Consider the following 14,701-nt stretch of genomic DNA (forward strand, 5'->3'; position numbering starts at 1 on the left):
TATGGAACAACTCATTCAGTATGACACCGACTTATTTTTATGGTTAAATAATTTGGGCAATCCTACATGGGATGACTTTTGGTTGGCGGTCACCAATAAATTCACATTTATTCCTCTGTATGCGGTATTATTGTATTTGCTTTACAGAAAAATGGGTGCCAAGTCATTGCTAATTTCTGTCGTAGTGATTGCTTTCATGATTGCCTTTACAGATCAAATTAGTGGTTTGTTTAAGCATGGCATACAACGTCCTAGACCCTGTAGAGAAGAAGATTTGTTGGAACACATGCGATATATTGCGGAGCGTTGTGGTCGTTATGGTTTCTTTTCGGCGCATGCTGCCAATTCTATGGCTGTAGCAGTATTTGCAGGTTTGTTGTTAAGGCCTTATTATAAATCGTTGATTTTTGCTCTTTTGTTTTGGAGTGCCTTTGTAGCTTATAGTAGAATTTACGTAGGTGTTCATTATCCAGTAGACATTGTCTGTGGAATGACTTTTGGAGCTTTGTCCGGTTTTTTATTTTATAAAATTAAGCGTAAAGCAGATACTCGTTTTATTTCTTCCTAAGGATATAGTAATCGTTAGTTAATCTGCTGTTATGCTTTTTAGAAGTTTCGTCGGCAAGGTTCAAGTCGTAAAAGGTTTGAAACTCAATGTTGTAATGGCTGGATAAAAAGGCTTCGTCTTCAGGAGATAACTTTTGGGTTAACAGTCCAAATGCTTCAGTATTTGGAAGCTGAAATGAGCCGTCTTCGGTTTTCAACGATGGGATCTTATCACCGAACTGCCAAATAACTTCAGGGGAAATATAGCCTAACCAATACACAGGAAGCTGCTCTGCATCCGCTTCGGCTTTCAAATTGGAAACGGGGTTGTAGTTAGATCCTTTAAGAGCATTTGCCAAGGGTAGTCCCGTAAGAAATAACGAGGCAAAAAACAGGACCGTAAAAAAGAATACATTGGGAAAGTTCTTCTTTTTCAATTGAATTACAATGCCAATCCCCAAGGTGAAGACAATAATAGAAGTCAAGATATACGAAAACCAATGGTTGGAAATGTTGGAGCCTAAAAAGAAATAGGCTACAAATGGAAACGCTAGCCCAATGAGTGCAATCAATCCAAAATTGAAATACACAGGAATGGTTTCTCGTTTGTCCTTAAGTTCCTTAAATCTTCTAAATAGATATTCCATATAAAATCCAGTATTGATAGCTAATGGAATAAGTACAGGCATCAAATACCTGGATTTTTTTTCTGGTATGATAGAGAGTAGAATAACGGCAAAAATCGTCCAATAAAAGCTAAAACGGTAGGCTTTTAAATTTGAAACGCGAGATTTTAAATACGGATAAAGCAATCCAATAAAAGCCGGAATCGTCCAAATTCCGCTCTGGGTGAAAAAACTCCAATAGTAATAAAATGGTCTCACGTTATAGCTGCCCCAATTACTGGTTTCTCTTTCAGCCACTTTTGTAAAAGTAGCAGGATCAATGAGTCTAACATATAGGTACCACCAGCCTCCAATAGTAAGACCAATAATAAGGAAGAGCACAAGCGCTGGAATTTTCTTTGTAATGTCTTTGTATTTGTAAGTAATTCCATAAGCTATCAGAAAGGGAAGTAATAGGGCATAAAAAGATACTGGCCCTTTGCAAAGAATAGAGCCTCCCAACATAATCCCCGCTATGATGACATGTTTGTAACTCGTTTTTTGAGCTTGAAAAAAATGAAATAGAAAATAAATACCCATAAGCATAAAGCCGTGGGTAAAGATGTCCCAGGGAGCCTCGATAGTAATCCCTATAACATAGAAAGAGGTCACCACAATTAAAGCATTGATGGAGCTATGTAATTTATTTTTTGTGAGCTGTTTTGAAAGGAGGTAGGCGAAAATTCCTGTAAGAGCAATAAAAATAATGGCAGGGAACCTAAGGGCAGTCAATTTTGTGATTCCAAAGATAAGTGCAAAAATCGCCGAAAACCATGTTGGTAAGGGCGGTTTTTGGTAACGGGCTTCGCCGTTCATGGTGGTTAAAAGCCAATTGCCATCAGTCAACATTTCTCGGGCAGTAATAAAATTACGAGCCTCCATAATGCTAACAGGAAGGTAATGTATGGTGAATCCCAACATAATCAATACAAACAAAAGAAGTACTATAATTGGGTTATGTTGAAGTTTTTTGAGCATTGGATTTTTTTATTAAAAGTAAATTTCTGGCATAGATAAAGGATCCCAAACTATGGCCTGTAAAAAGCACAGGGTCTTTTCTGAAGATGGCATAGATTAAAATGAGCAAAGAACCGATAAGGCTTAAAAGCCAGAACCCAAAAGGTAACTCCGATTGTTTTCTTCGTTCGGAATACATCCATTGGTATACAAACCGAAGCGTAAAAATTACTTGCGAAACAATACCTAACAGTAATAGCCAAAAAGGGATAGCTTCGTTTTTAAATAGTAATTCCTTGTCAATAACATTGTTGTTATAATAATAGATTACAATTAAAATAGGGAATCCCAATAGAAAATATTGAAGTGGTTTAAACAGTTTTTGCCACTCACCCTGTAATTGCAAATTACGAATATAGATGTAGTAGGTAAGCCCCTGACCAAGCATGATAGCAAAATCATTTCGTAAATATCCATAGACAAAAAGTAAAAAGGATGCAATAAGGCTTAGGGTCCAAAATAGGGTTGGCGTAATGACTTTTTGCTGTTTTTCGGAGGTTACCCATTGAATGATCAACCTAGAGGAAAACAAGGTTTGGGCTATAAATCCGATGCTATATATTAGCCAATCGCTCATTTACTTGATTTGGAAACCGTATAGTTGATGTACTTTTTCTTCATCCATAAATAGGCAAAGCAATCCATTAAGGGGCCAATAAGCCTATTCCAAAGCCCAAATTTTGCGGTCCCGGCAATTCTAGGGAAATGCTTTACCGGCACTTGCAAAATCTTCCCGTTTTGTAGCAAGATCATAGCTGGTAAAAAGCGGTGAAGTCCTTTAAACATGGGAATTCTTTTGGCATAATCCGCTTTAATGACTTTCAGGGGGCACCCCGTATCGTCCATACCATCGTGAGTGAAAGTTCTTCTAATGCCATTGGCAATTTTGGAGGACATATTTTTAACAAAGGAATCCTTTCTGTCGGCTCTTACACCAGTAACCAGGTCGTAGTCTCCTATATGCTCCAAAAGCAAATTAAAATCTTTTGGGTCTGTCTGTAGATCAGAATCTATATAGCCCACCAATTCGGTATCGGCATGATCAAAACCAGCTTTAATAGCCGCACTTAGACCTCTATTTTCCTTGAAAAGTATATAATTAAAGGCCTCATGCTTGTTACAGATAGTTTCAATGAGTTCCTGGCTATTGTCCTTGGATCCATCATTTACAAATAATACACAGCTAGGAAGGGTTGCAATTTTGGTATAGGCCAATAATTCCTGTTCCACCCGCTCTAAATTATCTTCTTCATTGTAAACAGGAACAATTATGGTAAATTTGTAATGCATCTAAAAATTATTAGGTGGTACAAAAGTATTCTTTTTTAAGTAAATCAAAATTATTCTTATTGATATAATAGTTGTTACTTTGTCTAAAATTTAGTGTCATAAATGAAAATACTTGTTACGGGAGCCGCAGGTTTTATAGGGTCCCACACAGCAGAACGTTTAAGGTCCTTGGGACATGAGGTGATTGGTGTAGATAATTTCTGTCCTTATTATAGTGTGACTTCCAAGGAAAAAAATGCAGAAGTGCTTGCAAAAGTGGGTGTGTCTATTCTTAAAAAGGATCTTAGGGATGAAACACTTTCTGAGGTATTGCCAACTGATATAGACTATATTTTTCATTTTGCGGCACAACCTGGTATATCCACCACCTCGACCTTTGAAGATTATTTAAGCAATAACATTTTGGCTACCAAGCAGCTTATAGACTATGCTTTGGAATGTCCAAACCTTAAATTGTTTGTAAACATTGCAACGTCTTCGATTTATGGCTTAGAAGCTACTTTTACAGAAGATGTGGCGCCAAAACCAGCCTCTCATTATGGAGTGACTAAGTTGGCAGCAGAGCAGATGGCACTTCAAAAGAGTAGGGAACAATTGTTTAAAGCGTGCTCTTTGCGTTTGTATTCCGTGATAGGGCCAAGGGAGCGTCCAGAGAAAATGTATACCAAGTTAATTGAATTGGGAATTAAGGGGGAAGCATTTCCTTTATATGAAGGTAGTGATGCCCACTTGAGAAGTTTTACCTATGTAGGTGATATTGTTGACGGCATTGTAAGTGTGATTGGTAAGGAAGATAAGGTGAATGGTGAGGTTATCAATTTAGGAACTGAAGTTGAACACACAACTCAGGATGGTATTGATGCAGTAGCAGAGGTGTTAGGAAAGCCCATTGCTATTAATGTGATTGCTAAGAGGCCTGGTGATCAATTGCGTACTAAGGCCAATATCGACAAGGCACGTCTTTTATTGGGGTATAATCCACAAACAACTTTGTTAGAGGCCGTAAAGGCGCAAGTGGCATGGTATAAGGAAACCTTTCTTTGAGATAAACGAAATAAATGATATGTTAAAAGGGTACAATATGTACCCTTTTTTATTGAATGTTTTTTGAAAAAGTTTATTCTCTTTTAGATAAATAAAAGAGCTTTATCTGCTTTAAGGTAGCGTATCCTTTTTAACGCTAATAGGAACTGCAATTTTAGTTTGGTCCCAAGCCATAGTCAAATCCAAATTACCCGTAGTATTATCAAACCCAATCGTAAACTGCTCCACAGTATTGTCAAGCGATTCCACAGGGACATCTATTTCTAGAATATCGTATTGAGGCTCACGCATGGGCTTCATTTGAGCATCGACCCCCCATGGATAAAGTTTTGTGTTGAGAATAACGCTCCAAGAGCTGTCCCTCGGGATGGTCCAAAGAGTATAAATTCCTTTGGGGATAGCAATTCCCTTAACATAAAGTGCTTTATTGGTTTCAAAGGTAGTAGCCTCGTTGGCACCGGTACGCCATACTTGGTCATATGGCACAAGACCTCCAAAAATTTCTCTTCCCTTTTTGTAGGGACGGTTGTATTGCACCTTTAGGTCCAAATCGTTTAATGTAAACTCTATAGTGTCCTTCGGACTTAAACGTTTCGAGAAGATATTTTCAACAAAAAAAGAGTACAAAAACAGACCAACGGCAATCACCAACAGTACCCATAATACCCATTTAAAAAATCTATTCATTCGCCCTGTATTTTGAAGTGTAAATATAAGGATATTGTCATGCTTTCAAAACAGCAGAACGTTAATTGTATAGGCTTTAGTATGGGCAGATAACTTAAATTTAATTTTAAAGTAAAACCTTTAAATTTATAACAAATAGAAAGTTGTGACACGATTCTTTGTAAAGGTTTGTAGTTTCCATAGGGATAAAAGCACTATCCGGATAAAAAAAATGACATAATTTGCCACACTTTGATTTTTAAGGCGTCTTTATAATGAACTTAACCGAGTAACCAAAAAGTTTCGAAGCGAATGTTTCAAATTGATCTTATTGAGAAATGCAAGCAAAACAACCGTGCAGCGCAGTTGCAGTTGTACAAGCAGTACTGCGATGGCATGTTTGTGGTAGCCATGCGTTTTGTGAAGAACTCCATGGAAGCTGAAGATATCGTACAGGAGTCCTTTATTAAGGCCTTTGCCAAATTACACCAATATAAGGCGGAGGTAACGTTTGGAGCTTGGTTAAAACGTATTGTAATTAACAAGAGTATCGACCTTTTAAAAGCCAAAAAACAGCACTTGCTGCAATTGGAAGAGGTGCACCTCAAAGTGGTCGATGCTCCTGAAGATGACAACTGGTTAGTTGAAGACAGCCTTGGTGTAGAGGAGGTTAAGGAAGCCATTCAAAAATTACCGGATAGGTATAAATATGTGGTCATGTTGTATTTGATGGAAGGTTATGACCATCAAGAGATTTCTGAAATTTTAAACATTACCGAAGTGGCCTCTAGAACCCAGCTATCAAGGGGGAAGAATAAATTAAAGGAATTATTAATACAAAGGAACAATGGCACAAGATATTAGAGAGCTTTTTAGGGAAGAATCTAGGGTGTCCAAGCAAACAATGCCTAAAGGACACGAAGCCCGTTTTTTAGAAAAATTGGATACAGAATTACCACTGCAAAAGCCATCGCGTTCAAGGTTTAGAATGCTTGGTTTGGCCGCAAGTATTGTGGTCATGCTTGGGTTGGCAATTGGTGCTTATACCTTTTATGAAGGGAAAGAAGCAGGAGCTCCTGACAAATCCAAAGAGATGGCTTCCAACTTGAAATCATTGGGAGATATTTCTCCTGATTTAAAAAAAGTGGAAGATTATTATCTCGCCAATATCAACTTGGAGCTTTCCAAAGTCCAGTTGAATGACGATAATAAAGAACTTTTTGACAGTTATGTAGTGCGTCTTGAAGAATTGAATAAGGAATACCAACGCTTGTCTGTGGAATTAACCCAGTCTGGGCCAAACGAGTTGACAGTTAGTGCCTTGATAGATAACCTAAAATTACGTCTAAACCTATTGTACCGCTTAAAAGAACAATTAAAAGACCTAAACGATGCTGAGTTTGGTCAGGATAATCTGTAACCCATGAAAACAATAATGACACATACATGTAAAAGCCTTTTAGGGCTATTTCTGCTCGTCGTAACGTTCAGCGTATCGGCACAGCAGAAACTCAATAAAGTTTCACAATCCATTAAAGTAACAGACGATGTTACTATCAATTTAAACACGAGTCATGTCCAAATAGAAGTAGACACATGGAACCGTGATGTGGTTGAAATCGAAGCTTATGTAGAAAGTGATAAGCTGTCGGCTGAAGAATTGAAAAAGGCGATGGAAACTTGGAAACTCACCGTTGAGGGGTCCGGGGATTTAATAAACATACAGTCCAAGGAATTGGGGACCAATTGGAATGGGGTGTATGTTGGTGATTTCGATTTTGACTACAATTTTGAATTTGATGCTTTAAGGGATTTAGAGTTTGAGCTGGCGCAGTTGCCAGAACTTCCTGAATTACCAGAAATGCCAGAGGTGCCCGCGCTCCCTGATATGAAGATGCCAGAGATGCCCGCGCTTCCTGAGCTGCCAGCACTTCCCGAGGGAATTCATAATGTTCATTTTGATACAGATGCCTATAAAAAGGAGGGGGAGAAATATTTGGAAGAATGGAGTAGGGAGTATGAAAAGAAATACGGCGCTGCTTATAAAGAAAAAATGAAAGCTTGGGCCAAGGAAATGGGCAAAGTCGATTTCAAGGCTTATGAGGAGCAAATGAAGGTATGGGGAGAAGCTTTTGGAAAGCAATTTGGAGAGGAGTTTGAAGTAAAAATGGAAGATTGGAGCAAGCAATTTGATGAAGAGTGGGGAAAGGCCTATGAAGAAAGAATGCGAGAATGGGAAAAGCATCATGAAAGAGAATTGGAATTGCATACGCGCGAATTGGAAAGACGTCAGGCACAACAAGAACGCAGACAAGCACAAATGGAACAGCGTTTGGAGGCACAACAACTCAGGGAAGAAGAGCGTATGAAACGATTTGAAGAACGTCAGCGCTTACATGAGCAACGCCGAGCAGACTTGGAGCGTTCAATGGACGCTAAACAAAGTAAGGTGAAAAGGGTAATTAAGGTTAAAATGCCCAAAGATGCCAAGCTAAAATTGGATGTTCGACATGGAGAGCTTAAACTTTCCTCTACCATGAAAAATCTTAGGGGAGATCTCTCGCATACCACCTTATTGGCAGATCACATTGATGGAAAAGATACTTCCATCAATGTGGCCTATTCCCCAATTTGGGTTGAGGTTTGGGAGATGGGAGAATTGAAATTGGATTACGTAGAAGAGGCTCATATTAAATCGGCAAACAGATTAGTGCTAAGTTCCAATTCTTCAAACATCGGAATCGAAGCCTTAAAAGGCAATGCTGTTATCAATGGCAGTTTTGGTGATTTGACCATAGGTAAAATAGAGGATTCTTTTCAAAACCTTAATGTCATGCTGGAAAATAGTGATGCAATCATTAGCCTTCCTAAGACCGATCACCATTTGCAATACAATGGTAACCGCTCCAGATTTAGCCACCCCGAAAAAGAGCCTTCAAAAAACACTTCTTCATTTTCCAATAATTTATTAAGTAGTGATAAGAGTATTGTGATCAATGCCAAATTTAGTCACGTTACCATGCGATAATATCTAAAGTTGTTTGGAAATTATTTTGCTGGAGAATACTATTTTTGAACAAACAGCGTGACAATGAAACCTACTGAGTTTACTCAATTACTTATAAACTTAAGTTCTTTTAAGCCGACCGTTTTGGATGCTAGTATTTCTGCGGAACTTTATGTCCCGTTAGATCTTTCCAAAAACAATCCATTGCTTGAAACAGTTGATGTTTCAAAAAGTTCAAATCTAGAAGCATTTGTCCATGATCATTTAGAAGCTCATCGAGCTAAAGTTGCTTTTGGAGGTTATTTGGAAGAACGAAATATTTACCAAAGAAGTACACATTTTAAGTCTCAGGATGTCGATTTGGAACGCTCCATACATCTAGGCATGGATTTTTGGGCGGAAGAAGGGACGGGTGTTTGTGCTCCTTTAGATGGACATGTACACAGTTTTCGAAACAATACCAATTTTGGTGATTATGGTCCTACTATTATTTTGGAACATGATGTTGAGGCGGTGAAATTCTATACGTTGTACGGACATTTAAGTTTGGAATCTTTACAGCCCATACTTGTAGGAATGCCTATTCAAAAAGGGGAAGTGTTTGCAACATTAGGATCTCATCTTGTCAATGGCGATTACCCTCCTCATTTGCATTTTCAAATTATTAGGGATTTGCAAGGAAATATGGGCGATTACCCGGGTGTATGTAGTAAAATAGAACAAGGTTTCTATAGTAAGAATTGTCCCGATCCTAATGTTCTACTGCAGTTATAATGTTTTGCTCGGCTTTAAAAAATGGACTTTTCACCCCTTTAACACCCGGTACTGCCATAAAAATAGAACCAGCTAAAGGATACGTGCCATATTCATCGGTGGTCATGTCTTGGCTAGATGTGGTGATAAATAAGGTGTCTAAATTCTCTCCTCCAAAGGCACAAGAGGTGACGTTATGAGCAGGTACCTGAATTTTAGAAAGGACTTTGCCCGTAAGCGGGTCAAACCTAATAACGGCATTGCCATTCCACATACCAACCCATAGTTTGTCTTCCTCATCAATAGTCATACCGTCAGGAAAACCAAGTGAGTCAGGAACTTTTACAACAACTCGTTCATTTGAAATCTTAGCTGTTTTATCATCGTAGTCGTAGGCCTTGATTTCGGCCGTAGGCGTATCGATGTAGTACATGGTGTGTTTATCCTTGGTCCAAACAATGCCGTTGGAAATAGTAACGCTATCCTTTTTCATAAGGGCGTTTCCTTGGTGATCAATCATATAAAGTTTGGCGTCATGACGATGTTGTTCCAAACCCATGGATCCCACCCAAAGTCGCCCAGAAGGGTCGCATTTTCCATCGTTGAAGCGATTGGTTGGGATATTTGCCTCAACATCCGATAGAAGGGAGTAATTTTGAGTTTCTGTGTTTAAAGTGTAGATGCCATCTTCAAGGGCCACTACAGCGCTATTGCCATTAATGGGGACCACTGTACCTATTCTTGAAGGCGTATCTATGGTGCGATCCGATTTTGTTTTAGGATTGTATATATGCAAGGCTTTACCATCAATATCCACCCAATATAATTCTTGGGTTTGATGATTCCAAAAGGCGCCTTCTCCAAGTTGGGCCTTGATTTTGTATTCTAGGGTTGCCTGGGTTTTAAGAGCCATATCGGTTGGCTTTTGATGCTGTTTGGTATTACAGCTCCACACACTTAGGAATAGTGTCATAAGGGCGCAAGAGTGAAATAGGGTCTTGACTTTAGGAACCATTAGCATAGGTTAAGATCTTTGATGGGGAATAAAATTACTAAAATCCCATTTAAAATCAATATAAATTACTGTAAAAGCGAGTTTTATGTTCTGAAAGCCCTGTAAACACTATAAAAAAAGCTCCTGATGTTTTTATCAGGAGCTTTAAGAATATGAGTTGATAATTTTGATTTATCCTTCAATGATTACCCAATCACCTTTGGCCAATAAAGGTTCCGCTTGTTTGTATTTCACGGTTTTGTTTTCACCGCTCATAACGTTTTTGATGGTAACCTTATCGTTGCGTCCAATTTTGGGTTTGTCCCTTACCACAGTTTCTACAGCTTCAGGCTGGCTTTGTGTATTCCCGGCAGCACGACTTTGAGCAGCACGCTCATCCATATTAGGGATTTCCTCTTTGGTTGTCTCTAATTTTTCGGCACGTTTGGCACGAGCTTCCTGAATGGTGCTTTGTGTTTCTGTTGGTAATTCCCCTTTGAAAAGGAACGAAATTACATCCTTGTTCACTTGATCCAACATGCGCTTGAACAATTCAAAGGCTTCAAATTTATAGATCAATAACGGATCTTTTTGTTCGTGAACTGCCAACTGAACAGACTGTTTCAACTCGTCCATTTTACGCAAGTGGGTCTTCCAAGAATCATCCACAATGGCCAAGGTAATGTTCTTTTCAAAGTCATTGATCAATTGCTTACCATTGGTTTCGTAGGCCTTTTGAAGGTCTGTTACTACTTGAAGTGTTTTTACTCCGTCGGTAAATGGTACCACGATACGCTTGAATTTATCGCCTTGGTTTTCAAATACATTTTGAATTACAGGGAAAGCCAATTCAGCATTTCGGTTCATTTTTTCACGGTAGTGCTCAAAGGCAGCTTTGTAAATTTTACCAGCGATTTCCTGTACCGATTGTTTCCCGAATTCAGCCTCAGTAATTGGAGAACTCATGGAGAAATAACGAATCAGTTCAAACTCGAAGTTTTTAAAATCGTTGGCTCCTTTGTTGGATTCAGCAATGGTTTCAGCTGTATCATAAATCATGTTGGCCAAATCCACACGTAAACGCTCTCCAAATAGGGCGTGGTGACGACGCTTATAGATGACTTCCCTTTGGGCGTTCATGACATCATCGTATTCCAATAAACGTTTACGGATTCCAAAGTTGTTTTCTTCTACTTTTTTCTGTGCACGCTCAATAGATTTGGAAATCATGGAGTGTTGAATTACTTCTCCTTCTTCCAAGCCCATGCGGTCCATCATTTTTGCAATACGCTCACTACCGAACAAACGCATTAGGTTGTCTTCAAGCGATACGTAGAACTGTGAACTACCTGGATCTCCTTGACGTCCAGAACGACCACGCAACTGACGGTCCACACGACGAGAATCGTGACGTTCGGTACCAATAATGGCCAAACCACCCGCAGCTTTCACGGCTTCGGTTAATTTAATATCGGTACCACGACCGGCCATGTTGGTGGCGATGGTTACCTGACCTGGTTGTCCTGCTTCAGCAACAATGTCGGCCTCTTTTTTATGAAGTTTCGCGTTCAATACATTGTGAGGGATTTTGCGAATGCTCAACATTTTTCCTAAAAGCTCACTGATTTCTACCGAGGTTGTACCAATCAATACAGGACGTCCTGCTTGTGATAGTTTGGTTACTTCGTCGATAACAGCGTTGTATTTTTCACGCTTGGTTTTATAAACTAAATCTTCGCGGTCATCACGGGCAATTGGTCTGTTGGTTGGAATCTCCACAACATCCAATTCGTAGATTTCCCAGAACTCCCCAGCTTCGGTTACTGCTGTACCTGTCATTCCCGAAAGTTTGCGGTACATTCTAAAGTAGTTCTGAAGCGTAATGGTAGCAAAGGTTTGGGTCGCGTCCTCAATTTTTACATTTTCTTTGGCCTCGATAGCTTGGTGCAATCCGTCGCTATAACGACGACCTTCCATGATACGTCCCGTTTGCTCATCCACAATCATGACCTTGTTGTCCATAACAACATATTGAATATCTTTTTCAAAAAGGGCGTAGGCTTTCAACAATTGGCTAAGCGTATGGATACGCTCAGATTTCACACCAAAATCCCTAAACAGTTCTTCTTTTGCGTCAGCTTCATCTTCTTTAGAAAGGTTTTGAGCTTCGATCTTGGCAATTTCCACACCAATTTCCGGCATGACGAAGAAATTAGGATCGTCATTTCCTGAAAGATATTCTACTCCTTTATCGGTAAGTTCTACCTGATTGTTTTTTTCATCAATGACATAGTACAACTCCGCATCAATTTTCGGCATTTCTCGGTTGTTGTCCTGCATGTAGAAGTTTTCAGTTTTCTGAAGCAACATTTTGATTCCTTCTTCACTCAAAAACTTAATAAGTGCCTTGTTCTTTGGCATACCGCGGTATACACGCAATAATTGGAAACCACCTTCTTTAGTATCTCCAGAGGTGATCAATTTTTTTGCCTCCGCCAACACTCCAGTCAAAAATTGACGTTGGGTAGCTACGATAGCATCTACTTTAGGTTTTAATTCGGTGAATTCATGACGGTCTCCCTGTGGAATTGGTCCTGAAATGATCAATGGTGTACGGGCGTCGTCAATCAATACCGAGTCCACCTCATCCACGATAGCATAGTGGTGTGGGCGCTGTACCAAATCGTCTGGGGAATGTGCCATGTTATCACGGAGGTAGTCAAAACCAAATTCGTTGTTGGTACCATAAGTGATATCGGCATTGTAGGCCTTTTTACGAGCTGCAGAGTTTGGTTGGTGGTAGTCGATACAATCCACACTCATTCCATGGAACTCAAACAACGGTGCCATCCATGCGCTATCACGTTTTGCCAAATAGTCGTTCACGGTTACCAAGTGCACCCCTTTTTCAGCAAGGGCGTTAAGGTATACCGGTAAGGTAGCCACTAAGGTTTTACCTTCCCCTGTTTGCATTTCGGCAATTTTTCCTTGGTGCATGGCAATACCACCTATCAACTGTACATCATAGTGTACCATGTCCCAAGTAATGGCTTTTCCAGCCGCATCCCATGAGTTGGCCCAAACAGCTTTATCGTCTTCAAGTACCACATAGTCTTTAGAACCTGATAGTTCACGGTCGAAAGCGTTAGCCGTTACTGAAATAGTTGTATTGTCCTTAAAACGTTTTGCTGTTTCCTTCACTACAGCGAAGGCTTCCGGAAGGATGTCTGTTAAAACAGTTTCGGTAACCTTGTAGATTTCGTCTTTGATACCGTCAATTTCTACATAGATGTCTTCTCTTTGGTCGATATCTTCAGTGGCTTCAGCCTCTTTTAATAAAGCGTCCATTTTTTCGTTCAAAGGCTGTCTAGCCTCTGCAATTTTAGCCTTAAAGGCGGCTGTTTTGGCACGTAACTCATCATGTGAGAGTTGTTCCAGGGCACTTTCGAAGGTCTTTATTTTATTGACTATAGGCGTAATTGCTTTGACATCCTGTTTGGATTTGTCGCCAACAAATACTTTTAATACTGAATTTAAAAAACTCATGGTGTGTTGTTTAGCTTGTCGCTAGCGGGAGGCCAGCGTATATGTTATTAAATATGTTGTTACTTTGGTAAGCCTTTTAGGGGCTTCCAAAGATAAGGTTTGTACAATGCTTATTAAAGTATAGCGTATAAAAAAAGTCTCTATTTGAGACTTTTTAACTATTCTTTCTGATTTTATTTAGTATTCGTCCTCATTCCAGAGGTAATCTTCGTCTGTTGGATAGTCTGACCAGATCTCCTCAATAGAATCGTACGAATCCCCTTCATCTTCAATCGCCTGTAGGTTTTCAACTACTTCCAAAGGCGCTCCAGTACGGATGGCGTAATCTATTAATTCGTCTTTAGTGGCTGGCCACGGAGCATCACTTAAATAAGATGCGAGTTCTAAGGTCCAATACATTTCTTATAGATTTAGAATTTTCTGCAAAAATAAATTTTTAGTCGAGAAAGTCAAGAAAAAAATGAATTATTTCAATGTTAACTGTTCATTAATAAAAAGAGCGTCATTTTTTTGTGAATTTCCTAACATTTTGACTAGGATACTACAAAAAAATTGCACTTCCAAAATTTATTACGATTCTTTTTTAGGAATCCATTTAATTTCTTCGGCTTGCAGGTCGTAGGACAACTTTCGTGCCAAGACAAATAGGTAGTCGGACAGACGGTTTAAATACATTAAAGTTTCGGGTTGGAAAGGACTAATTTCGTTTAAGGCAGATGCCAAACGCTCCGCTCTACGGCACACACAGCGTGCTATATGACAGAATGACACGGTTTGGTGACCACCTGGAAGGACAAAATTAGTCATAGGCGGCAAACTGTCGTTCATTTGGTCAATGGCTGTTTCCAAAATTTGAATGTCAGCTTCGGATATTTTTGGGATGTTCAATCGCTCCTTGCCATTTTTTAAGGTCCATTTTTCAGGATCGGTGGCCAAAATGGCCCCTACTGTAAACAAATGGTTTTGGATATCTACCAATAAGGCTTTGAATTCCTTAGCCATGTCTTGGTCCCTTAGAAGGCCGATATGAGAATTGAGCTCGTCAACGGTGCCGTAGCTCTCTATACGTATATGGTGTTTGGGAACTCGGGTGCCGCCAAATAGGGCTGTACTTCCTTTGTCTCCTGTTTTGGTATATATTTTCATGGGTTCAAAAAATCTAGATTTGTGCCC

General features: G+C 39.5%; 14 protein-coding genes. 6 read left to right on the forward strand and 8 right to left on the reverse strand.

The genetic code is table 11. The features are described 5' to 3' along the window. Window position 1: 1 nt before the first annotated feature. Complete coding sequence (locus tag RBH95_RS05500) at window positions 2-568, forward strand: phosphatase PAP2 family protein (RefSeq protein WP_307901694.1); 567 nt, start codon at window positions 2-4, stop codon at window positions 566-568. Here the strand turns inward: RBH95_RS05500 and RBH95_RS05505 are convergent. From RBH95_RS05505 to RBH95_RS05515, 3 genes are read right to left on the reverse strand one after another with little or no spacing between them, the layout of a single operon-like run. Continuing rightward, a complete protein-coding gene (locus RBH95_RS05505; RefSeq protein ID WP_307901695.1) occupies window positions 555-2,189 on the reverse strand; it encodes a glycosyltransferase family 39 protein in 1,635 nt (544 codons plus the stop codon). The genes RBH95_RS05500 and RBH95_RS05505 overlap by 14 nt on opposite strands. Continuing rightward, window positions 2,167-2,805, reverse strand: a complete 639-nt coding sequence (locus RBH95_RS05510) for a lipid-A-disaccharide synthase N-terminal domain-containing protein (protein ID WP_307901696.1) — start codon at window positions 2,803-2,805, stop codon at window positions 2,167-2,169. Before RBH95_RS05510 ends, RBH95_RS05505 begins: the two co-directional genes overlap by 23 nt. After that, window positions 2,802-3,518, reverse strand: coding sequence for a glycosyltransferase family 2 protein (locus tag RBH95_RS05515; RefSeq protein WP_307901697.1), 717 nt, complete (start codon window positions 3,516-3,518; stop codon window positions 2,802-2,804). The genes RBH95_RS05510 and RBH95_RS05515 overlap by 4 nt, the downstream gene beginning before the upstream one ends. Window positions 3,519-3,620: 102 nt before the next feature. On the opposite strand from RBH95_RS05515, the gene RBH95_RS05520 reads away from it, so the two are divergent. Further along, window positions 3,621-4,562 (forward strand): NAD(P)-dependent oxidoreductase, encoded by a 942-nt coding sequence (locus RBH95_RS05520; RefSeq protein WP_307901698.1) that lies wholly within the window; start codon window positions 3,621-3,623, stop codon window positions 4,560-4,562. A gap of 111 nt (window positions 4,563-4,673) precedes the next feature. On the opposite strand, the gene RBH95_RS05525 is transcribed toward RBH95_RS05520, so the two are convergent. Beyond that, entirely contained in the window at window positions 4,674-5,249 is a 576-nt protein-coding gene (locus tag RBH95_RS05525) for a DUF2911 domain-containing protein (RefSeq protein WP_307901699.1), read from the reverse strand. A 291-nt stretch (window positions 5,250-5,540) separates the two neighbouring features. On the opposite strand from RBH95_RS05525, the gene RBH95_RS05530 reads away from it, so the two are divergent. The 4 genes from RBH95_RS05530 (at window position 5,541) to RBH95_RS05545 (ending at window position 9,009) form a co-directional block, all read left to right on the forward strand. Then, complete coding sequence (locus tag RBH95_RS05530) at window positions 5,541-6,092, forward strand: RNA polymerase sigma factor (protein WP_307901700.1); 552 nt, start codon at window positions 5,541-5,543, stop codon at window positions 6,090-6,092. After that, window positions 6,076-6,648 (forward strand): hypothetical protein, encoded by a 573-nt coding sequence (locus tag RBH95_RS05535; protein ID WP_307901701.1) that lies wholly within the window; start codon window positions 6,076-6,078, stop codon window positions 6,646-6,648. The genes RBH95_RS05530 and RBH95_RS05535 overlap by 17 nt, the downstream gene beginning before the upstream one ends. 3 nt (window positions 6,649-6,651) lie before the next feature. Continuing rightward, window positions 6,652-8,256 (forward strand): hypothetical protein, encoded by a 1,605-nt coding sequence (locus RBH95_RS05540; RefSeq protein ID WP_307901702.1) that lies wholly within the window; start codon window positions 6,652-6,654, stop codon window positions 8,254-8,256. A 63-nt stretch (window positions 8,257-8,319) separates the two neighbouring features. Next, window positions 8,320-9,009, forward strand: a complete 690-nt coding sequence (locus RBH95_RS05545; RefSeq protein WP_307901703.1) for a peptidoglycan DD-metalloendopeptidase family protein — start codon at window positions 8,320-8,322, stop codon at window positions 9,007-9,009. On the opposite strand, the gene RBH95_RS05550 is transcribed toward RBH95_RS05545, so the two are convergent. The 4 genes from RBH95_RS05550 to RBH95_RS05565 form a co-directional block, all read right to left on the reverse strand. Continuing rightward, complete coding sequence (locus tag RBH95_RS05550) at window positions 8,987-10,003, reverse strand: SMP-30/gluconolactonase/LRE family protein (RefSeq protein ID WP_307901704.1); 1,017 nt, start codon at window positions 10,001-10,003, stop codon at window positions 8,987-8,989. The two genes, RBH95_RS05545 and RBH95_RS05550, sit on opposite strands and share 23 nt — an antisense overlap. A 171-nt stretch (window positions 10,004-10,174) precedes the next feature. Next, window positions 10,175-13,528 (reverse strand): preprotein translocase subunit SecA, encoded by a 3,354-nt coding sequence (secA, locus tag RBH95_RS05555; RefSeq protein WP_307901705.1) that lies wholly within the window; start codon window positions 13,526-13,528, stop codon window positions 10,175-10,177. Window positions 13,529-13,705: 177 nt separating this feature from the next. After that, window positions 13,706-13,927, reverse strand: coding sequence for a DUF2795 domain-containing protein (locus RBH95_RS05560; protein WP_010177336.1), 222 nt, complete (start codon window positions 13,925-13,927; stop codon window positions 13,706-13,708). A gap of 171 nt (window positions 13,928-14,098) precedes the next feature. Further along, entirely contained in the window at window positions 14,099-14,674 is a 576-nt protein-coding gene (locus RBH95_RS05565; RefSeq protein ID WP_307901706.1) for a cob(I)yrinic acid a,c-diamide adenosyltransferase, read from the reverse strand. Window positions 14,675-14,701 lie beyond the last annotated feature (27 nt).

Origin of the sequence: Mangrovimonas sp. YM274 (assembly GCF_030908385.1) — a bacterium.
Taxonomy (GTDB): Bacteria; Bacteroidota; Bacteroidia; order Flavobacteriales; family Flavobacteriaceae; genus Mangrovimonas_A.